The sequence below is a fragment of the Candidatus Poribacteria bacterium genome, from assembly GCA_026702755.1.
Classification (GTDB): Bacteria; Poribacteria; WGA-4E; order WGA-4E; family WGA-3G; genus WGA-3G.
In genome coordinates this window covers 118,586-139,664 of record JAPPBX010000090.1, presented here as the reverse complement: position 1 = coordinate 139,664, position 21,079 = coordinate 118,586, and the positions used below count along the sequence as shown (strand labels likewise).

General features: G+C 47.5%; 16 protein-coding genes. 7 read left to right on the top strand and 9 right to left on the bottom strand.

Annotated features, from left to right (window positions below; genetic code table 11):
• Window positions 1-57 precede the first annotated feature (57 nt).
• Window positions 58-600: a hypothetical protein gene (locus tag OXH39_17695; protein MCY3552298.1), complete on the top strand. Its 543-nt coding sequence runs from the start codon at window positions 58-60 to the stop codon at window positions 598-600.
• A 5-nt stretch (window positions 601-605) separates the two neighbouring features.
• Here OXH39_17695 and OXH39_17690 read toward each other — a convergent pair whose 3' ends face one another.
• Together OXH39_17690 and OXH39_17685 are read right to left on the bottom strand one after the other, a co-directional pair.
• On the bottom strand, window positions 606-1,553 hold the full coding sequence (locus OXH39_17690; protein MCY3552297.1) for a cation diffusion facilitator family transporter: 948 nt from the start codon (window positions 1,551-1,553) through the stop codon (window positions 606-608).
• 141 nt (window positions 1,554-1,694) lie between these two features.
• A complete protein-coding gene (locus tag OXH39_17685) occupies window positions 1,695-2,006 on the bottom strand; it encodes a zinc ribbon domain-containing protein (protein MCY3552296.1) in 312 nt (103 codons plus the stop codon).
• Window positions 2,007-2,182: 176 nt separating this feature from the next.
• On the opposite strand from OXH39_17685, the gene OXH39_17680 reads away from it, so the two are divergent.
• The 3 genes from OXH39_17680 (at window position 2,183) to hisA (ending at window position 5,262) form a co-directional block, all read left to right on the top strand.
• The gene (locus OXH39_17680; protein MCY3552295.1) at window positions 2,183-3,541 is read left to right on the top strand and encodes a sugar ABC transporter substrate-binding protein; all 1,359 of its coding nucleotides are present in this window, start codon (window positions 2,183-2,185) and stop codon (window positions 3,539-3,541) included.
• A 34-nt stretch (window positions 3,542-3,575) separates the two neighbouring features.
• On the top strand, window positions 3,576-4,475 hold the full coding sequence (locus OXH39_17675; protein ID MCY3552294.1) for a sugar ABC transporter permease: 900 nt from the start codon (window positions 3,576-3,578) through the stop codon (window positions 4,473-4,475).
• Window positions 4,476-4,554: 79 nt separating this feature from the next.
• Window positions 4,555-5,262: a 1-(5-phosphoribosyl)-5-[(5-phosphoribosylamino)methylideneamino]imidazole-4-carboxamide isomerase gene (hisA, locus tag OXH39_17670; GenBank protein ID MCY3552293.1), complete on the top strand. Its 708-nt coding sequence runs from the start codon at window positions 4,555-4,557 to the stop codon at window positions 5,260-5,262.
• Between the two features lie 3 nt (window positions 5,263-5,265).
• Here the strand turns inward: hisA and OXH39_17665 are convergent, their stop codons facing one another.
• Entirely contained in the window at window positions 5,266-6,426 is a 1,161-nt protein-coding gene (locus OXH39_17665; GenBank protein MCY3552292.1) for a GTP-binding protein, read from the bottom strand.
• A 226-nt stretch (window positions 6,427-6,652) separates the two neighbouring features.
• Here OXH39_17665 and OXH39_17660 point away from each other — a divergent pair, with 226 nt between their 5' ends.
• From OXH39_17660 to OXH39_17650, 3 genes are all read left to right on the top strand, one after another.
• Window positions 6,653-8,455 (top strand): tetratricopeptide repeat protein, encoded by a 1,803-nt coding sequence (locus OXH39_17660; GenBank protein MCY3552291.1) that lies wholly within the window; start codon window positions 6,653-6,655, stop codon window positions 8,453-8,455.
• Window positions 8,456-8,481: 26 nt separating this feature from the next.
• A complete protein-coding gene (gene rfaE2 / locus OXH39_17655) occupies window positions 8,482-8,991 on the top strand; it encodes a D-glycero-beta-D-manno-heptose 1-phosphate adenylyltransferase (GenBank protein ID MCY3552290.1) in 510 nt (169 codons plus the stop codon).
• Between the two features lie 119 nt (window positions 8,992-9,110).
• A complete protein-coding gene (locus tag OXH39_17650) occupies window positions 9,111-10,481 on the top strand; it encodes a glycosyl hydrolase (protein MCY3552289.1) in 1,371 nt (456 codons plus the stop codon).
• Between the two features lie 45 nt (window positions 10,482-10,526).
• Here the strand turns inward: OXH39_17650 and OXH39_17645 are convergent, their stop codons facing one another.
• From OXH39_17645 to OXH39_17620, 6 genes are all read right to left on the bottom strand, one after another.
• A complete protein-coding gene (locus tag OXH39_17645; GenBank protein MCY3552288.1) occupies window positions 10,527-11,501 on the bottom strand; it encodes a Gfo/Idh/MocA family oxidoreductase in 975 nt (324 codons plus the stop codon).
• Between the two features lie 50 nt (window positions 11,502-11,551).
• On the bottom strand, window positions 11,552-12,193 hold the full coding sequence (locus tag OXH39_17640; GenBank protein ID MCY3552287.1) for a DUF4276 family protein: 642 nt from the start codon (window positions 12,191-12,193) through the stop codon (window positions 11,552-11,554).
• A gap of 4 nt (window positions 12,194-12,197) precedes the next feature.
• Window positions 12,198-13,484: an AAA family ATPase gene (locus OXH39_17635; GenBank protein ID MCY3552286.1), complete on the bottom strand. Its 1,287-nt coding sequence runs from the start codon at window positions 13,482-13,484 to the stop codon at window positions 12,198-12,200.
• Window positions 13,485-13,593: 109 nt separating this feature from the next.
• Window positions 13,594-16,824 (bottom strand): efflux RND transporter permease subunit, encoded by a 3,231-nt coding sequence (locus tag OXH39_17630; GenBank protein MCY3552285.1) that lies wholly within the window; start codon window positions 16,822-16,824, stop codon window positions 13,594-13,596.
• A 115-nt stretch (window positions 16,825-16,939) separates the two neighbouring features.
• Window positions 16,940-20,167: an efflux RND transporter permease subunit gene (locus OXH39_17625; protein ID MCY3552284.1), complete on the bottom strand. Its 3,228-nt coding sequence runs from the start codon at window positions 20,165-20,167 to the stop codon at window positions 16,940-16,942.
• 168 nt (window positions 20,168-20,335) lie between these two features.
• A complete protein-coding gene (locus tag OXH39_17620) occupies window positions 20,336-21,070 on the bottom strand; it encodes a hypothetical protein (protein MCY3552283.1) in 735 nt (244 codons plus the stop codon).
• Window positions 21,071-21,079: the final 9 nt, after the last annotated feature.

Here is a 21,079-nt window from a genome sequence, read left to right as displayed (position 1 = left end):
GTATGGAACTTTGTTCATTACAGCGGCGTGTACCTATCCCTTTAAAAGGAGAAACACTTGACACTCGGAGAGCTTTTTAATCTTTGTCAAGACATTGAACTGCGGCAAGCGAAACTCTATGCTTCCCTTTCGCTGCGTTTGGGGAGTGTTGATGAACGGATCGCGCGGTTTTGGGAACAGATGAGTACAGAGGAGTGGCAGCACCACATCCTCGTGGATTTCGGGCGGTCTTTGTGTGTTGATGCCTTCGGAATTGATTCACCTGTGACAGAGTTATCGGATCTCCCAGTTCAACAAATTACGGACGCGCTGGATGCCCACGAACAGAAAGTCGACAGTGGGGACATTTCACTTGATGAAGCGTTCCATATTGCGATCGCAATTGAGGGTAGCGAGGCGGATACTATCTATATGCACCTGCTTTCTATCATGAGAAAGGCGATTGAGCAGAGCGATCAACCGTATCTGATGGATCGGATTGTGCAAGTGGAGAAGGATATGGTATCGCATGTAGATGGGTTGGTTAAGGCGACACAAAAGTTTGCGAAGGATGCTGACCTGATTCGGAAGGCACATCGTTTAAAGGCGGAGCACAGTTAGCAAAACTATGAGTGTTGGGCGTTGCACAGGAGATTTCCTGCTTGTGCGCACGCGACCTGCTCTAACTGTACAGTCGTGTGGCTGATGCCGAAGTGTGTTTGCAATTCGGTGTTGATCTGTTCAAGGATCCGGTCAGGAGCTAAGGTTGTATTTTCATCGACGACGACATGTGCACTCAGCGCAGAGTAGTTGGAACACAACGACCAGATGTGCATGTCGTGGACATCTTTGACTGCATCTAAACTGCAAAGATGGGTCGCGACGGTGTGTGCGTCTGCGTTCCGTGGCGAGTTTTCCAGCAGAATATGCACGGCTTCTCTCGTCACATTCACCGCCCCAAAAAGAATAATCCCGCCAATCAGGAAACTAAGCAACGCATCAATCGGGTACCATCCTGTCCAGAAGATAATCGCACCGCCGATGACAACAGCAACGGAGGAGAGCGTATCGCCTATGACATGAAGCATCGCGCTCCGAACATTGAGGTTTCCATGACTCTCACCATGCAGCTTCCATAAGATGAGAAGATTCCCCAGAAAACCGAGACACGCCACAACAAACATTCCTGTTACTTTTATCTCTGTCGGTGATGTATAACGTTGATATGCTGCGTAGAAAATCCAGCCGGAGATGCCGATGAGTGTCACGCCGTTGACAAACGCAGCGAAAACTTCTGCGCGGTGATACCCATAAGTCCGCGATGAGGTGGCCGGACGTGTTGAGAGATAAATTGCGAGCCAACTAATCAACAGCGAGAACACATCCGACATGACATGTGCCGCATCGCTTAGCAGTGCGAGACTGCCCGACCAGATACCGCCGATGAGTTCACCGAGGAAGACACAGAACGTGACAAGTACAGCAAACTTAAATTTCTTCTGAAGATGTGTTTGGTGGCTATGCCCGTGCCCATCGTCGTTATGGTGGTGATGGTCGTGCCTGTGATTGTGCACAGCGTCTCCGTGTAAAAGTAGTAGGCACACTCCGTTGTGCCGAAACTGTAAAAGTAGTAAGCACACGCCATTGTGCCGAAACTAAAAAGGTAACCGAGCTGAGGTGTGGAACCTCGCCCTATAATACGGGTTCGCTCGGTTCTAATCGGTGGATTTGCTCTTCGATTCGCTACTCGTATCCGTCTTCTTTTCTTTTTTTTCGCCTTTATCCGATGAAGTGGTTTTGTCTGATGACTCGTTTTTATCCTTCTTCGCCGATTCTTTGTAGCCTTCGCTTCGATAGTCTGTCGTGTAGAACCCAGAGCCTTTGAAGATCAAGCCTGCGCCTGCGCCGATGAGCCGTTTCACTTTGCCGTTACACTCCGGACACTCCTCAAGTGCGGGGGCAGTAATGCCCTGAAACTGCTCAAATCGGTTGTCGCAGACGAGACATTTATACTCATAAGTGGGCATGTAAAATTATCCTCCATTTTAACATATTTTGCGAAAAGGCATCGCTATAGAAATGCTATCTCTCCAAACCGTGATACGCTGTTGCAATAAAAAGTTTGTTGATAAAAAGAACGTGTTCTGATAAATTTTAATCGTTACGTGTGCAAAAGTCAAGTAATTTTGTAATTGGAGTTTTTATGTTTCGTCTGCCTATTGATTCTGAAAGCTTTCCACTCGGTAAAGGACCGATGGTAATGCTAATTCTATTTCTTATTTCTACCCTTTTCATCTTCGGACGTTCCGAGGAGGAAGGTGAGAATCTTGAATTTTGGATTTTTGCGAACACCCATTATGAGGAATACCAAGCGCGCGTCCCTATTTTTGAGGCACAGAATCCTGGGGTTAACGTCCAACTTATCAATTTCGGTGGCACAATGCACGATAAACTCCTCGCCGCCATGTTGTCCAATTTCGGTGCCCCTGATCTCGTTGAGGTGGAGATTACATCCATCGGTCGATTCCTCAAGGGAGCGATTGACGAAGTTGGTTTTGTCGATCTCCGCCCGCGTTTGGAAAGCGAAGGCTGGATGGAGAAATTAGTCGTCAGCCGATTCACCCCTTGGTCCTACCGAGGCAAGATTTTTGGTATCCCACACGACTTACACCCCGTTGTACTGCTTTATCGAGATGACCTTTTTAAAGCTGCAGGCGTTGAGATGACGGAGGTTGAAACGTGGGATGATTTCATCGCCGCTGGGAAAAAAGCGACTCGTGACCTTGATGGCGATGGTGAGGTTGACCAGTACGCAATCGTGTTAGATCGGCGCACGGAGAGCGACTATTTCAGTCTACTCCTTCAACAGGGCGGCGGATTTTTCGACGAAGAGGGCAACGTCATTATCGACAGTGAACTCGCGATTGAGACGTTGGAGTTTTTTACGGCGTTGTTCAACGAACATAAGATTGCCACCCCTGTATATGGAACGTGGCACGGTGATCCGAGTAATTTCGCCGCCATGCAGGATGGCAAGATTCTCTCTATTCTGGCACCAGATTGGTACGTGGGCATTCTCAAAAGTCAGGTCCCGCAGATGTCCGGTAAATGGAAGGCGATCGGTATGCCCGCGTGGTCCCCCGGTGGTAGACGAACCACAACACGCGGTGGCACGATGATCGGGATGACCAAGCAGTGCGAAAACCCGGATCTCGCGTGGGAAGTTCTCAAGTTTACCTATTTTGATAGACCCGGTCTCGTCAACCGATATGAGACAACGCGGATTATTCCGCCTCTCAAATCGGCGTGGGATGCGCCTATCTTCAAAGAACCGGATGTCTACTTGGGTGGACAACCGCTTGGGGAATTGTTCATCCAGTTAGCACCCGATTTACCGCCACGTTATCAGAATCCGTATTGGTCGGAAGGAGCAGATTTACTCAACGATGCCATCTTCGCGGCTGTTACAGAAAAACAGACACCGAGAGAAGCCTTGACCGATCTTGCTGAGAAGGTGCGCGCCCTTATTGCGAAGGATACAGGCAGATGGGGAGAGATGTAATTTTCTTGCCCTGTGCGCTTTAAAGAAAGCTTTTATGGATAGGAAACGTACAACAAACCCGTTTTGGAATCAACAACAGAAAATAGCACCCTATCTCTTTATTGCCCCGTTTTACCTGCTCTTCGTCATTTTTATGGGGTATCCGCTCGTTTCGTCGCTCGTTATGAGCCTGTATGAGATGCGCGGTTTCCAGAGCCGAATATTTGTCGGCATTGGTAATTTCACGGACCTGTTTCGCGACCCAATTTTTTGGAAATCCCTTCGGAACACCGCCTATTTCGCAGTGGGCACGCTCACTCTCCAATTGCCGATCGCCTTACTCTTAGCGATTTTGCTCAACTCCAAGTTCGTCAGAGGGAAAAATTTCCTACGTCTCGCCTTTTTCGCACCCGTTCTGGTCGCTGGTGTCTTCGTTGCGATTATCTTCAACCTCGTCTACGATCAGCGAGCAGGCTTGGTGAACCAAGAATTTGTCCTCTTTGGCAAAGAGATCGGTTGGCTGAACGAGGAGAACTATGTGATGCCAGCGGTTATTTTGACAGGCGTTTGGCAGTGGGCAGGGTTCAATATGATCTATTTTTTAGCCGGTTTACAGGGCATCCGACAGGAGTTATATGAAGCAGCAGCAGTCGACGGTGCCAACTGGTGGCAGGCGTTTATCCACGTCACGCTTCCTTCATTGCGACCGGTGATCGCCTTCGTTTTCGTCGTTTCGATGATCGGTTCGCTCCAACTCTTTGATCTACCTTTCATTTTGACAAACGGTGGTGAACCGGCGGATGCAGGTTCAACGATCGTCATGTATCTTTACAAAAACGGGTTTCAGTTTATGCGCCTCGGCTATGCAGCGACAATCGGCTGGGTCCTCTTTTTCATTATTGCAGTTATCTCAATCGTCCAATTGAAATTGCTCGGCATTTTCCGAGACGAATAGTAGTAGGCACACTCCGTTGTGCCGTCAACCAAGTAGTAGGCACACGCCGTTGTGCCGTCAACCACGGAAGGGAAAGACTTTGTATATACTACCCGCAATAGATCTTCGGGGTGGAAAATGTGTAAATTTGGTCCAGGGTATTGCCTCACAAGAGACGGTCTTCTCGGACGCACCTATAGAAATGGCATTACAGTGGCAAGCCGAAGGTGCGGAATACTTGCATCTCGTGGATCTGGATGGCGCATTTCAGAGTGAATCGGCGAACCTCCATATTGTCAGCGAGATTGTCTCTGCGCTTGATATTCCTGTCCAGCTCGGTGGTGGTATCCGCAGTATGGAGCGGTTGGAAGCGGTTTTGGGATTAGGTGTGGACCGCGCGATTTTAGGCACGGTTGCGCTCAAACAGCCGGATCTGGTGAAACAAGCGTGTGCCGAATACGGTGCGCGTATCGCAGTGGGTATTGATGCCAAAGACGGAATGGTCGCGACAGAAGGGTGGTTGGAGGTCTCTCAAAAGTCTGCTGTTGAATTTGCTGTGGAGATGGCAGAAGTGCAAACGCTTATTTACACCGACATCAAGAGCGATGGAATGCTCAAGGGACCGAATGTTGACGCGACTACTGATATTATCAATGCTGTATCTGCGGATGTGATTGCTTCGGGCGGAGTTACATCGCTTACTGATGTAACCGCTTTGAAAGACATCGGTGCCAGTGGTGCGATTATAGGGCGCGCGCTCTATACCGGTGACCTCACACTTTGTGACGCAATCGTTGCCGCCCGTTAGAAATCACGCCATGCCAGTCACAACACCGAATCCGATTCGTACGCCCATCTTCTTCACCTCAAATCGGGTACCGACCTCCATCACCAAAGGTAAATCGAGTGTGAGTGCTACATGGGCATAAGCACCCGGTGTAATAAGGGAGAGTTCTGGCGGAAGTTTTAGGTGCGCCGGTATATCAACACCCCATAGGTAAATGTCAGGTCTGTCATTTTCGATAAGTGGGATGTGTGTGCCGCTTTCTTCGTGTGTAAGTAGATAAATAATCGCAGTGAATTCGGAATGCGATTTAATCGTCTTCGGTGTGCAAAGCACCTGCCCAACGGACAACCAGTCGGGTTCAGATTCGACGCATACTTCATCCTCCCTTGTGCTGAGAACCCGTGTCTTGATCCTATCACCCTTACCCACAATATCTACCGCTTGCCCAACAGCGAGTTGCCCCTGTACAATGTCCCCACGCACGGATACACTCTCGTCCGTTTCTTCAGTGATTTCGTAAATAGGCATGATGAGCGGTAAACGTGCGGTATCCGCGGGTGTGGGCATTGCACGGTTCATCGCGAAGATAAGATCAACAATCGGTTGCCATTGTGCGGAGGTGATTTTGTTGCCCTTGTATTCTAATGCCTTGCGGGCATCACCAACGATTATCGGTGCGGTTTCCGCATCCCATCCACACGCACTCAGCAGTTCGTTCATTTCCTCTTGGCAGATGTCTAAAAGTTCATCGTCTTTTGAAATATCGTCTGTGTTGAGGAAGGAGAGCACTGTTGGAAAATGCATCTGGCTTGCGAGTCGGAGATGTGCCTCAGCGTCGGGTGTGACCCCTTCGACTGCATTCACGACCCAAATTGCGCCCTGAATTGGCGGTGAGCCGCTGACAAGCATTTTGACGACATCAAGGTGTGTTTCGCAGTCAATTTGTGTATAGAGTTTACCGCTGGTTTCATAAACGATTGCCCGGTAGGCGATGCCAACGCCTTCTCGGATTGGGTGACTGATTGGGGGTTGTGCTTCAAAATCGCTGTCTCCGTTTGTGTGAATCGCTCCGATTCTCGCGACGACTTTCGCGATTGCTGCTGTCAATGTTGTTTTACCGTGTCCGTCCGCGCCGAGCGTGCAGATAGGCAGTCCGCGGTGTCCAATTTCTTTTTTCTCCGTCATATTTTCTCTCCTGATGGGCATAATTTCTTTACTACAGTTTCCTCTTCATTGTAGCACAAAGTTCGGAATTGTGCAATGTGGAAAAACTTGCCAAACAGCCCAATGCGTGATAGACTATTAACGCTTGAAGTTAACACAATTTGTGTGTTTGTGTTGTAATATTACATCGGACTTATATGATAAAGGGGTTTAGATTAACAAGCAAAACAGACAAGGGGACATCTGGATGAAATTTGCGGAAAAAGTATTAGCGTTGGTAGGATGCTTTGCATTAGGAGTTTTCCTATCTTGTGCTTCAAGCGTCAAACACCAAACGACGCGAAGCGAAAAAGTCTCAGCGCGACCGGATCTTGATCAAATTGCGAAAATTGGTAAAGCAGCCACCGTACAAATAGGGAGTTTAAGTGTTGAAGGATCACCATCATCAGGCAGTGGATTCTTCATCGGGCAAGATATAATTGCCACCAACGTTCACGTTATCAACCAGAAGTCCTTTGATGGTGCTGTCAGCATTGCTAAATTGGTGAACAAACCGACATGGTACACTATTGAAGGGGTCATGGCGAGTGATCCGAAACGGGATTTGGTTATCTTAAAGGTTGCAAAGATGGTCGGTGAAGACGCAGACGTTCTTTCACTCGGCGATAGTGGGATAGTGGAGAAGGATGATAGAATTATAGTCATTGGCAACCCGGTTCAGGATGGTAAATTCTTGCAAGGCGATGTTTCAGTAGGTCGAATTAGTCGTACCACTCCCAATTTCCTTGACTTCAGAGCGAGGAACAATCGTGAAGGATATAGTGGTGGACCCGTCTTAAATGTTCATGGAGATGTGATAGGCATTACATTCCAAGGGTATAGAGTTGGTGCCGGCTACGCGATTCCTTCAAATTATCTCCGAGAATTACTTAAAGACATACCGACGCAAGTAAAACCTATAGAAAAATGGCGTGAGGAACCTCTCATCCGCTACTATAGTGCGGTGGATGCGGCGGGTCGCGGCGAATTTAAGAATGCTATCAAAGTCTATGATGCGGTTATCCGTCTCGCACCAGATTTTGCTGATGCCTATATCAGCCGTGGAGATGCAAGAAAAAAGTTAGGTAATTTTGAGGGGGCTATCAAAGACTATAATACCGCTATTCGCCTGGGTGAAGATTATACTTATGTCTACTCTAGTCGCGGTATTGCAAAGTCTAACTTAGAAGATGAGGAGGGTGCCATTAAAGATTATAACATGGCGATCCGTCTTGATCCAGCCCATATTGGGCCCTACGTCAATCGTGGTGTTGCGAAATCTGCTTTAGAAGATAAGAAGGGCGCGATTGAAGACTATAATACGGCTATTCGCCTAAAACCAGAGAATGATCTTCTGGCTTCAGCTTATGTCAATCGTGGTGTTGCGAAATCTGCTTTAGAAGATAAGAAGGGCGCGATTGAAGACTATAATACGGCTATTCGCCTAAAACCAGAGAATGATCTTCTGGCTTCAGCTTATGTCAATCGTGGTGTTGCGAAATCTGCTTTAGAAGATAAGAAGGGCGCGATTGAAGACTATAATACGGCTATTCGCCTAAAACCGAAGGACGATCCTCTAGCTTTAGCGTATGTTAATCGCGGAAACACGAAGTTTGATTTGGGTGATAATAGAGGTGCGATTGAAGACTGCAACGCGGCGATTCGCTTGAAACCAGGGGATACTGTTCTTGCTATGGCTTATAACATTCAAGGTAAAGTAAAATCGGCTCAGGGTAACAATATAGATAGCATTGTGGACTATAGTAAGGCTATCCAGTTGGAACCGAATCATGCTAAATTTTACTACGATCGAGGTGTCGCAAATGCTGCCCTGGAGCGTACTTCGGAGGCAAAAACAGACCTCAAAACTGCCTTGAAACTCTTACAACAGCCAAAAAGCACCTCAAGGTCGACTCGCAAGGAAATAGACTCCGAAAATGTGAAGATCCGTCTGAGTATAGATCCAAGTCTCAAAGCTGACATTGAAAAAGCACTTCGCGACTTGGAGTAGCATTGTCAAAACGCTGGAGATAGAAAATGTGGAACCAAAAAATCTATCATCGGAGCGAACTCGCATCTGTTCTGCAGCAACTGAAAACTGAAGGTAAGACCGTTGTCACGACCAACGGTTGTTTTGATGTGCTACACCTGGGACATCTCCGGTATCTGCAGGCGGCGCGCCAGCTTGGAGATATGCTTGTGGTAGCGGTCAACAGTGATAGTTCGGTGCGGCAGCTCAAGGGCGAAAACCGTCCGCTTGTGCCTGAAGCAGAACGCGCAGAGATGCTGGCAGGGTTGGCATGTGTCGATTACGTCGTCATCTTTCCAGAATTAACACCCATTGATTTGCTTTCTGAGCTTAAGCCCAGCATTCACGTTAAAGGGGGAGACTATAAACTGGAGCAACTCATTGAAAAGGATGTCGTTGAGGCAAACGGCGGTAAGGTTGTCGTCGGTTTGAACGTCCCCGGTAAATCCACAACCAATCTCATCCAAGTGATTTGTGAACGATATAAAGACACACAGTCACCGTCGTCCGTTGGGTAGAGCGGTGAATGACCAAGAAACCTCAAGTCTATCAAGAAAGTACCGCTTTTCAATGGTCTATTCATAGAAACAGACATAGCAAAACCCAACAATCTAACTGAGGAGGCAATCATAGCCCAATGCAAGTAAACCATTCATTACGTCCCACCGATCTGAAGCCTCAAATTGAAAGACTTTTTGAATACTCAGGTCAAAAAATTTTAGCCATTGAGGACACATGGCTCCCTGAAAAAGGCACCCCCGTTTTTACCGTCGCTGGGACCTACACAACACGCGGCTGGACGGAATGGACACAAGGGTTCCAATTCGGCTCTGCGATCCTCCAATTTGATGCTACTGGCGATGAGCAATTCCTTGAAATCGGTAGGCAGAACACGATTGAAAAGATGGCACCGCACGTGACACACATCGGTGTGCATGACCACGGTTTCAATAATGTTTCGACTTATGGCAACCTCCGCCGTTTGATGCGGGACGGTGTGATTCCGTGGAACGATGGCGAGATGCATTTCTATGAACTCGCACTGAAAGCCTCCGCTGCCGTACAAGCGAGTCGCTGGACGCAAATTAAAGACGGGACGGGATATATTGCCTCTTTCAACGGACCGCATTCGCTTTTTTCAGACACGATTCGTTCGCTACGGGTTTTAGGACTTGGACATACACTCGGCGCAGTGCTGATGGGTGAAGGCGATGTTGCTATTCCGCTATTGGAACGTCTGCTTCAACATTCGCAGACGACAGCGAACTATAACGTCTACTACGGCGAAGGACGCGATGCTTATGACATACGGGGACGGGTGGTGCATGAATCTATCTTCAATACGAACGATGGGAACTACCGTTGTCCGAGCACACAGCAGGGCTATTCACCGTTTACAACGTGGACACGTGGACTTGCATGGATTGTTACAGGTTACGCCGAGCAGCTGGAGTTTTTTGATACGTTATCTGCCGAGGAACTTGAACCTTACGGCGGATATGATTTGGCAACAGCGCATATACGCAAGGCAGCGGAAGCCACCGCCGATTTCTATATTGAAAACACAGCACAAGATGGGATCCCGTACTGGGATACTGGCGCACCTGGTCTGGTTGAACTCGGTGATTATTTGGCAGCACCTGCCGACCCATATAACGATCTTGAACCTGTAGATAGTTCCGCCGCTGCAATTGCGGCACAAGGATTGATTCGACTTGGTAACTATCTCAGAAAACACGGTGAGTCTGAAGCTGGAGATTCCTATTACCAAGCCGGTTTAACCGTAGCCAAAACTCTCTTTGCCGAACCGTATCTCTCGGAATCCGATACACATCAAGGGTTGCTGTTGCATTCGGTATATCACCGTCCGAATGGATGGGATTATGTGCCAGAGGGCAGGAAGGTCCCGTGTGGTGAGGCTTCGATGTGGGGCGATTATCACGCCCGCGAACTTGCAGTCTTATTATGGCGGGAGATAAACGAAAAACCGTATTTGACGTTTTTCTAATGTGTATGTGGTAGGCGCGCTTTGCAAGCGCGCCGATTGGAGTAATTAGACAGCAACCTGCTCAACCTGTCCTGTTTCTAATGAACGGTTCGCAGCGAGTGTAACGGCAAGACTCTTCGCAGCATCGGCGTAGGGCGAGAGCACCAATCCTTGATCGTTTGCGTCAACCGCATTGATGAGCTGCTCAACCTGTCGGAAATAACCGGCTTCTGTACCGGTATAGTCAATCCCTTCACCGCCAATCTGTCCACGCAATCCGAGGTCATGCGTGAGCTTGAGATAGAGGTCATCGCCGACTAATTCAGTTGCGAAATTGTCGTGTGCGCGAGCGACACACGTGCTGGTAATACTGCCTACCGCACCGCTTTCAAACTGCATGTTACAGACGGTACACTCCTCAAAATCAGCAATCCCGTCAGAAACGCCTTTGATACCGTAGGCGTGAACACTCACCACATCACCGAGGAAATAGCGAATCAAATCAAAAACATGGGTCGTCTGCTCGACCATCTGTCCGCGCGATACTTCGTATTTTCCCCACCACGGGTGGTTTGTCCCCATCCGTGTGAGAAACCGTCCAATCCCCATAGTGAGTTTCTGATCTCCGACTAACTCCTTCGCTTTTGCTGTAATGTCGCTATATCGTGCCATGTAACCGACTTGGTTGATGACACCGGCGGCAGCAATCGCATCACGAGCATGTTGGGCGGTTTCTAAGTCTTGTGCAACGGGTTTGGCAACGAAAACCGCCGCACCCGCCGCTGCTGCATCGGCAACCTGGGTCGTGTGTGCGCCCGGTGGGATACAGGTAAACACGACATCCGGTTTCTCTTTCTGTAGCATTTCGCTGTGATCAGTGTATGCTGTGGCGTTTTCCTCAGCGGCGACCGCTGCCGCGCGTTCTGCATTTATATCACAGACAGCAGCGATGGGACGTTCAAGTTGATTGAGACTTCGGCGGTAATTGCCAGCGATGCCCCCAACGCCAATGAAAGCAATTTTCAAATTCTGTTGATTCACTTGATTTTTCTCCTTGATTTCCAATGAGTTGATACGTCAACGGTAGATACTCAGATGAGTTCTCGAATCTTATCTCGAAAGTAACAAAAACTGGGTGATGCGTTTTGGTCTACGTTCATATATGGAGTGATTTTCTGTGCCCATGTTGATTTCTCCCTACCAACTGTCTGCCATCCTCTCTTTTTTAACCTACTTGAACCACCTCTAAATACTGCATCAGCCAGAAGTTCCCATGTTCCACAAATGGAGTCATTTTGATAACCATTCAGGATATTGTCCTTGGCTCTCGGATAAGCTGCCTTGATTGCTGGAATATCGCCCAGCAGCCAAGCTTCACCCTCTTCTATAGCAATACAAAACCGAGTCTTTGGTCTGGGGTTACAAGCATTTAGAACAGTGAAGAGTTGTCGGCGAAACGTTCTCAAGCAGTTATTATCCAAGTCGCACACCACAATTACGACTTTGGTAGGATCATTGGCATAATTTTTTCCGTACGCCCTAAGCTGCATGGGAAGTTGATTGAGCAAAAGGTTTGTATTCGCATTAGTAGGATTGGTGAGGTTTTTGGGAATGTGCCCGATTCCTTGATAGGGACGGACCTTGAACTTGTGTTGATTACTGATAATCTTTGGTATCAGAATATCAAGAGCTTTCTTTCCAGATTGGTCTTCAACAAGTATTTCAAAGTGCATTCTTTTACCTTGGGTCAAGATAGTCGCTGTACCAGAGTCCACCCAAAGGAAGTCCTTCTTCAACAAGGTCGTTCACGAGCGGGTCTTCGCTTGCCCGACGGATTTTGGAAAACCCATCTTCACCCTTTTCCAGTATCCAAACCTCTTTCGGTTCTAAGGCATTGACAAAATATGGTTGGTGTGTCGTAATGAAGACCTGTGAGCCTCCTTTGTGTCCTGTGGCATGCTCACGAAATTCGGTGGCGAGCGTCTCCAAAAGTTTGTGATATAAGCCGTTTTCCGGTTCCTCAATACAAATAAAAGGAGGCGGTGTTGGGTCTTCAAGCATTAGTAGATAAGCGAATACTTTGAGTGTTCCGTCAGACATTTGTTGTGCATAAAAGGGATCTTGAAATCCTTTGTTGTTGAACCTAAGTAATAGTCTGCCGTCACTGGTTTTTTCAGTGTCAATTCGGTCTATTCCGGGTATTTTATCGGCGATTTTTTTTAGAATAGCCTGAAAACGCTGCTTATGTTCACGTTCCATGAATTGCACGACGTTACCGAGGTTGTCACCGTGGGTATTGAGGTGTTCTTGAGGACCCGCAAGTGGCAAACTACGCGCAGCATCAGGCGTGAAATAACTGAGATACCATCCCTCGATGAACCGACGAAAAGCGGATATTCTTGGATGTTGTTTCAATGCTCCAATTGTGGCAATACCGAGTTTACGCGGGTCACTTAAGTCAATAGTCTCTGTTTCACCAGCTTCCTCTGTTTTTATGAATTCCCAAAATGCTTGAAATGATTGTAAGTCCTTAATTGGTTGATCAATTTGGTATCCTGCTTGACTTCCTTTCCATACTACACCGCTGCCATTATTCAGTATTAAAAAAGAGAAGGGCCAACCACTTTTCTGACCCGTTCGCCTTTGTCGAAAATGTTCTTGCAGTACATAAGGCCGTCCGAATTCATCTACTTCAATAGCAACTTGATATGTAATGGGTCTGGCGTTTCCGTGTTCTCTGTAGTACACGTCAAATTCAATCGGATCTGTTGCACCTTGTGTCCGCATTTTCTCGAAACCACCTCGCCCGCGGGCATCGCAAGCTTCCTCAACATTATTGAACTTGAGCGCATCAGCAAGGAAACCGAAGGCATCGAATAATGCACTCTTACCGACCCCATTTTTTCCGATTACCGCTGTCATTGGCGTGAGGGCTTCTTCTTTTTTTCTATCCCATAGGCGACCCAGTGTTACATCTTTAAGAACTCCAAAATTTCTTACTCTGAAGCCTTCTAATGTTGCCATTTTGCAATCTCCATTTTCATTTCTGCGGATATCAAAACAACTCACCCTGCATTATAGCAACTCTTGTGCTATTTGAGAAGTGGAAATTTTTTCAGTTGTGATGTGAGTTCTAATCGTCTGCTGTAACTGCTGCACCTAATAATTCTTCTTCTGAAACGGAACGGAAACGTCCTTCTGGGTCTTTCAAGACGAGTCTACGAAGGTCCGTTGTGATGGCATATAATCCCGGCATCACGAACAGCGTCATCAATGTTGCAACGGCGAGTCCGAAAATGATCGTATACGCCATCGGCATCCATATAGGCGACTTGCCGCCTAACCCGATTGCCATCGGAATGAGTCCGAAAATCGTCGTCACTGTGGTGAGAACAATTGGACGTAATCGGAGACTACTGCCTTTCAGAATAGCGTACCACTTGTTATATCCCTTTTCTCGGTACTTGTTAATGAAGTCGATAAGAACAATTGAATCGTTCACCACAATCCCAGCGAGTGCAACGATACCAAACATAGCGACGATGCTAAGGGTCGCATGGGAAAGTAGGAGTCCAACCATCGCACCGATCATACCGAATGGAACAGCAAACATAATAATAATCGGTTGTATAAACGATTTGAATTGTGCACCCAATACGACATAGATGAGCAACAGCCCAACAATGAACAACTTCCACAACTCGGAAAAGGATTCTGTAATTTCATCAAAAACCCCTCGAAAATCGAGTTGGTATCCCGGATACAAAGATTCTATATCAGCAAATGCGCTGATGAGCGATTGACTCACTTTAAAGGCAGTCGTCTTTTCTCTATCTACCGAGGCATAAACTGTGATTGCTCGTTCCCCATCGAAGCGATGGATATCTGCGTACCCCTTTTCTTCCCTTATATCTGCAACGTCCTTAAGGGGAACAGCGGCACCAGTGGGTGTCGCAACCAAGAGATTGCTAAGTGCTGCGAGATTCCTAAGCCTGTCTTCCTCATATTTGACGATAACATCAATCGCCTCGTCTGCTTCTCGATAGGTGGTTGCCTTGGCACCCTCAATACCCGTTTGAACGGTTTGTGCGACCTGAAACGTGGTTAATCCATATTGACGCGCTTTCTCCTGATTTAAGTAGATGCGCAGTTCAGATTTTCCAATGCTGAAATCATCTTGGATATCGTAAACGCCATCTATCTGAGATAGGGCTGTCTTAAGAACGCCAGCGATTTCAGTCAGATTCTCAAATCTCGGTCCTTTTACTTTGACGCTCACATCTGCTACTTGTGGTGCACCCCCATCTTGTGTGACGAAACTCAGCCGCTCAATTCCACTAATGGTTGTGGTTTTCGTGCGTAGTTCTGCGATGATCTCATCCACACCACGGGTGCGTTTTTGCTTTGGTGTGAGCTCGACGATTACCTCTCCTAAATTTGAGCCGTAGGTAACACTTCTTCTTATCAAACCTGACATAAATGTATGTAAACCGACATTGCTGACGACCGCGTCAACTTCAGTTGATGGAAGTCCTTTAGCCATCTCTTCAATTTGGACAATTACTTCTGTTGTTTCCTGTATTCCGTAGGAAGGTGGCATCTCAGCTTTGACATAAAATTGTGGGAACTCTTCACCAGGGAAGAGTTCCCTGTCAAGAACAAAAAATGCTCCGATGCATGCAACCAATCCGAAGAAGAGGACACTCCCTACAAACGCATATCGGTGTCGAATGGTTATTTTCAGGATTCTAACATATCGGTTCCGAATTAATTCAAAAAACATAGCAAACCACACGAAAAAGCTGACAATGCGGACACCGAAGGTGAAACCCCTCGGGGACCCGGTTCGGAGATTTTCAAGCCTGCTGCGTCCTGTGCGAATTTTGGCTTTTCCCCATTCAGCGACGTGTGCTGGTAAAATTACGAAGACTTCAAAAAGAGATGCTATCAAAACCAGAATCGCCATAACCGGCACGATCCGCATAAACTGTCCAGTAACACCAGACATAAACATCAACGGTCCAAAAGCACAGATGGTCGTCAAACTTGCTGCTACAACGGGCCAGCCGACTTCTTCCGCACCACGAATGGCGGCAACTTTCGGTGATTCACCTGCCTCAATATGCCGGTAGATGTTCTCTATGACGACAATGGCATCATCAACAACAATCCCGACGACTAAAATAAGCCCAAATAGGGAGACACCGCTGAGCGTATAACCAGCAATGGACATAAACCAGAATGTTGCCATGAACGCCACCGGTATGCCGAGTGCCGCAAATAGGGCATTCCGCCATCCAATAAAGAGAAGGAGCATTAGCACAACAAGCACCAAACCGAAAAAGGCATTTGTTTCAAGAATTCCCAATCGTTCTTTGAGAACAACGGAATAGTCATTAACAACTGTCAACTCAGCACCGTCAGGGAGATCCGTTCTCCGATTGTCGACTAATTCTCGAAGTTTAGTAACTAATGCAATTGTGTTTCCCTCAGTCTTCTTTTGCACACTCAGGCTAATCGAAGGTTGTCCCTCAATTCGCGATAGCGTTCGCACCTCCTCGTAGGTGTCAGAAATCGTCGCAACATCTTTCAGACGGAGAAGCGTACCTATCGGTTGAACAGTGATAAGAGTTTCGCCGATAGTGTCCAAATCGGTGAATTCTCCCATCGTTCGGATCATGAATTCTGTGCCTCCGAGTTCCATTGTGCCGGCGGGGAGATTCAAGTTGTTTGTTCCCAGCGCGGTAATGACTGCTGAAATTGGGAGTCGATATGCCTTCAATCGATCCGGATTCACCTCAATCCATATTTCCCTCTCACGGAGACCTGCCATTCGGACAGAGGCGATGTTTTTGATGTCCGAGATTTCGTCTTTGAGATTTTCAGCAATATCCCGCATCTGCGTTTCCGCAATATTTCCACCTACAACAATCGTCAAAATAGGAAAACCAAATGAGATATCAAATTCTTGGACCCTCGGATCCTCTAAAATCTCCTCTGGCAGCTCATTTACCTGCTCAACAGTGGTGCGTAGGCTTTCAAGTTCCTTGTCAAAATCCCGGTCGCTTATCTCCTCAAAATCGACAAAGATAACAGAACGTCCCTCTGAAGAGGTAGAAAACAATAGGTCAACTTTGTTGACGTTCTCCTCAATTGCGTCTTCAATAGGAGCAGTGACAAGTTTTTCAACTTCTTCTGGAGAGGCACCCGGATAGAGTGTTGGCACAACTGCGCTCTGGACTGAGACTTCTGGGGTGAGTTCCCGCGGTAGGTTTATCCATGCGTACAACCCAAAAACGATGATTATAATCATTAACATGTTCGCTAAAACAGGGTTGTTTACGGATATCTTGGGGATGGACATGGTGATCGAATTTTACTGTGTGGGATTAAAATTGCGTGTTGATTTGTGGATGTTTTGTCTGCACGGATAAAAAGTGTATAAGGCGAGGTCAGCACACCTCGCCTTGTCATTCTATTTAATCATCAGCCGGGACTGCTTCACCCAACAAGTCTTCGTCTGAAACAGCTCGGAAACGTTCTTCCGGGTTTTTCAGGACGAGACCTCGTATGTCTGTTGTGATGGCATAAAGGGCTGGCATGACAAACAGCGTCATCGTGGTTGCGAGCGCAAGCCCGAAGATGATTGTATACGCCATCGGCATCCAGATAGGCGATTTACCACCAAGACCGATTGCCATCGGCATGAGTCCAATAATTGTTGTGAGTGAAGTGAGGACAATCGGGCGTAATCGGACGTACCCGCCTTTCAGAATGGCATACCACTTATTGTAACCGCGTTCGCGGTATTTGTTGATAAAGTCGATAAGCACAATTGAATCATTCACCACAATACCGGAGAGTGCAACGATACCAAACATGGCAACCATACTAAGCGTCGCATTAGCAAGAAGTAACCCAACCATCGCCCCTATCATTCCGAACGGAACAGCGAGCATAATGATAATCGGTTGTATAAAGGATTTGAATTGTGCACCCAATACGACATAGATGAGTAACAGCCCAACAATGAACAACTTCCACAACTCAGAAAAGGACTCTATAATCTCATCGAAAAGCCCTCTAAAATCGAGTTGGTATCCGGGGTACAGGGATTCGACATCAGCAAATTTACTGATGAGTGTTTGAGTTGCATCAAAGGGTGTCGTTTTTGCCCTATCTACGGAAGCATAAACCGTAATCGCCCGTTCACCGTCAAATCGGCGGATGTCAGAGTATCCTTTCTCCTCCGTGATATCGGCGACATCCTTGAGCGGGACAATCGCACCTGTGGGTGTTGCAATCAACAAGTTATTCAGTGCAGCAAGGTTGCCGAGCGTATCTTCCTCGTATTTGACGATGACATCAATCGCTTCGTCTGCTTCGCGATAAGTTGTCGCTTTGGCACCCTCAATAGCGGTCCGCACTGTTTGCGCAATCTGGAATGTAGTTAATCCGTATTGATGTGTCTTTTCCGGTTTCAGGTAGATGCGAAGTTCGGATTTACCCGTGCGAAAGTCATCTCGAATGTCGTAGACACCGTCCATCTGCGAGAGTGAGGCTTTAAGGGTATCAGCCAGTGCCGTCAGTTGTTCAAATCTGGCTCCTTTTACCTTGACTTCAACATCTTCCCCTTGCGGCGGTCCGCCTTCCTGTGTGATGAAGTTCAGTTCCTCAATTCCACTAATGGTTGTGGTTTTCGTCCGCAGTTCTGCGATGATGTCATCTACACCTCGAGTACGTTGCTGTTTTGGTGTGAGTTCAACAATAACCTCACCGAAATTGGATCCATAGGTAATGCCTTCCATCAAACCCCCAGTCGGCGTGTGTAATCCGATGTTACTGACGATAGCAGCGACTTCACTGGATGGAAGTGTTTTGGCAGCTGCTTCGAGGTGTGCTACGACTTCTGTTGTTTCTTGCATCCCATAAGAAGGCGGCATTTCGGCTTTGACATAGAATTGTGGGAAATCTTCACCGGGGAAGAGCTCCCTATCGAGGACTAAAAATGCGCCCACGCACGCGATCAAACCGATAAAGAAGACACTTCCTACAAAGGCATATCGATGTCGAATCGTTATCTTCAAAATTCTAACATATCGGCTCCTGATAAAGTCAAAAAACAGGCCGAACCCTGCGAAAAAGCCGGTGATGTAAGCACTTAGGGCAAAGGCATCCCGAGATCGGGTGCGGAGATTTTCAAGTCTACTCCGTCCTGTCTGCGTTCTCGCTTTTCCCCACTCGGAAACGTGCGCCGGTAAAATCACGAACACTTCAAAGAGAGAGGCAATCAGCACGAGGATCGCCATGATTGGAACGACTCGCATAAACTGTCCAGGAACACCGGACATAAACATCAATGGACCGAATGCACAGATAGTCGTTAAGCTGGCGGCTAAGACGGGCCAGCCGACTTCTTCCGCACCACGAATAGCAGCGACTTTCGGGGGTGCCCCTCTCTCAATGTGTCGGTAAATGTTCTCTATGACAACAATAGCATCGTCAACAACAATCCCGACGACTAAAATCAGTCCGAACAGGGAGACACCGCTGAGTGTATAGCCACCCACAGACATAAACCAGAAGGTTGCCATAAACGCCACCGGTATGCCGAGTGCTGCGAACACGGCATTCCGCCAACCGATAAAGAGGAAGAGCATGAATACGACGAGCACCAAACCGAAAAACGCATTTGTTTCAAGAATCCCCAACCGCTCCTTGAGAATAACCGAGTAATCGTTGACAGCTGTCAATTCGGCACCTTCAGGGAGATCGGCTCTCCATTTTTCAACTAATTCTCGAAGTTGGGCAACTAACGCGATCGTGTTTCCCTCGGTCTTTTTTTGTACGCTCAGACTAATAGAGGGTTCCGCATTAATCCGGGATAGGGTTCTCGCTTCTTCGTAGGTGTCCGAAACAGTAGCGACATCTTTCAGCCGGAGCGGCGTACCTGTCGGTTGAACGGAGATGATAGTCTCACCGATCGTGTCTGGAGTGGCGAATTCACCCATCGTCCGGACCATGAATTCTGTATTGCCGAGTTCCATGGTACCCGCTGGGAGGTTCAAATTGCTTGCACCGACTGCAGTAATAACCATCGCAATCGGAATCTGATAGGCTTTCAACCGATCCGGATTCACCTCAATCCAAATTTCTCTTTCGCGGAGGCCTGCTATCCGGACGGACGCGATGTTTTTGATGTCCAAGATTTCGTCTTTGAGATTTTCGGCGATGTCGCGCATCTGGGATTCCGAAATTTTCCCGCCTACAGCAATCGTTAGCATGGGAAAGCCGGAGGAAACATCAAGTTCTTCAACTTGCGGATCCTCTAAAATCTCTTCTGGGAGCTCATTCACCTGCTCTACAGCAGTGCGGAGGTTTTCAATTTCCTTGTCGTAATCCCGATCGCTCATTTCTTCAAAGTCGACGGAGATGACGGATCTGCCTTCAGAAGAGGTAGAGAACAACAAATTGATTTTGCTAACGTTTTCCTCGATAGCGTCTTCAATGGGGGCGGTGACAAGTTTTTCAACTTCTTCTGGAGAGGCTCCCGGATAGAGTGTTGTCACCGTTGCACTCTGTAAGGCGATTTCTGGTGTGAGTTCCCGTGGTAGGTTTATCCATGCATACAACCCGAATGCAATGATTATGATCATTAACATGTTTGCTAAGACCGGGTTATTTACGGATATTTTGGGGATGGACATGGTGCTAACATTTCTCCTTGTTCTCTAATTTTTTCTTCCCTGCGTGACCTTAAGCCTTTGTCTTTTGGTGCTCTTCGGTTCTGTTTAAGACGTATTATAGGGGCGGTGCTTGCACCACCCCGTTTTAAATCTGCTTTCTCTTAGCAGAAAAACACATTCTAATAAAGGTTATTGACTTGCTTTGAGGATCCCCCATGTTGTCGCTAATTTGCCATTTGGCGCAACTGACAAGGGTTCAATCCCTTCGCCTTCAATGGAGAGTGTATCGACCATAAATGTAACTGTTTGACCGCCCCAACTGTTCATGAAACCGACACCGACGCGCTCTACGTCAAACTTGTGGTTCCACGTTTTGTTCCCAGACAGCGTCCAGTCATCTTTTTCACTTTCGCGGTAGTAGCCAGAGAACAGATCGCCCTCTTTGACAATCTTGAGGTGAATGGGAACATCGAAGCCGGTTTGGAAGTGTCCCTTGTCTTGCCAATTGGCTTCAACCATACTACCGATGAGTGTTTTTTGCGGTTGGTTGGCTTCGCCGCCAAATAGCAAACAGGCGTAGTTCAAGTCGTCATCACTGTAAAGGAAAATACCAATCCACGAATCCGCTGGTTTATCCGGTTCGGTGGTAAAAATCCCGCTCACCGTAATGTTTTTCGCTGCGCTTTTCGGGATTTCCCGTTCAACCATCGGTTTGTCAGGCGTGGTATGTCCCCATCCGCCCTTCGGATTGGTCATCTGTAGGAAGCCATCTTTGACTTCAAACGTTGTAACTTTGTCGCGATAATCGCGAAATTCCCATTCTTCAACGAGTTCGTTGCCATCAAACGGATCCGTCCATACACCGGCAGAACCTGTCCCGATGAGACACATCAGGAATCCGCATACGAGAATCGTGATTCGCATAGCAATCCT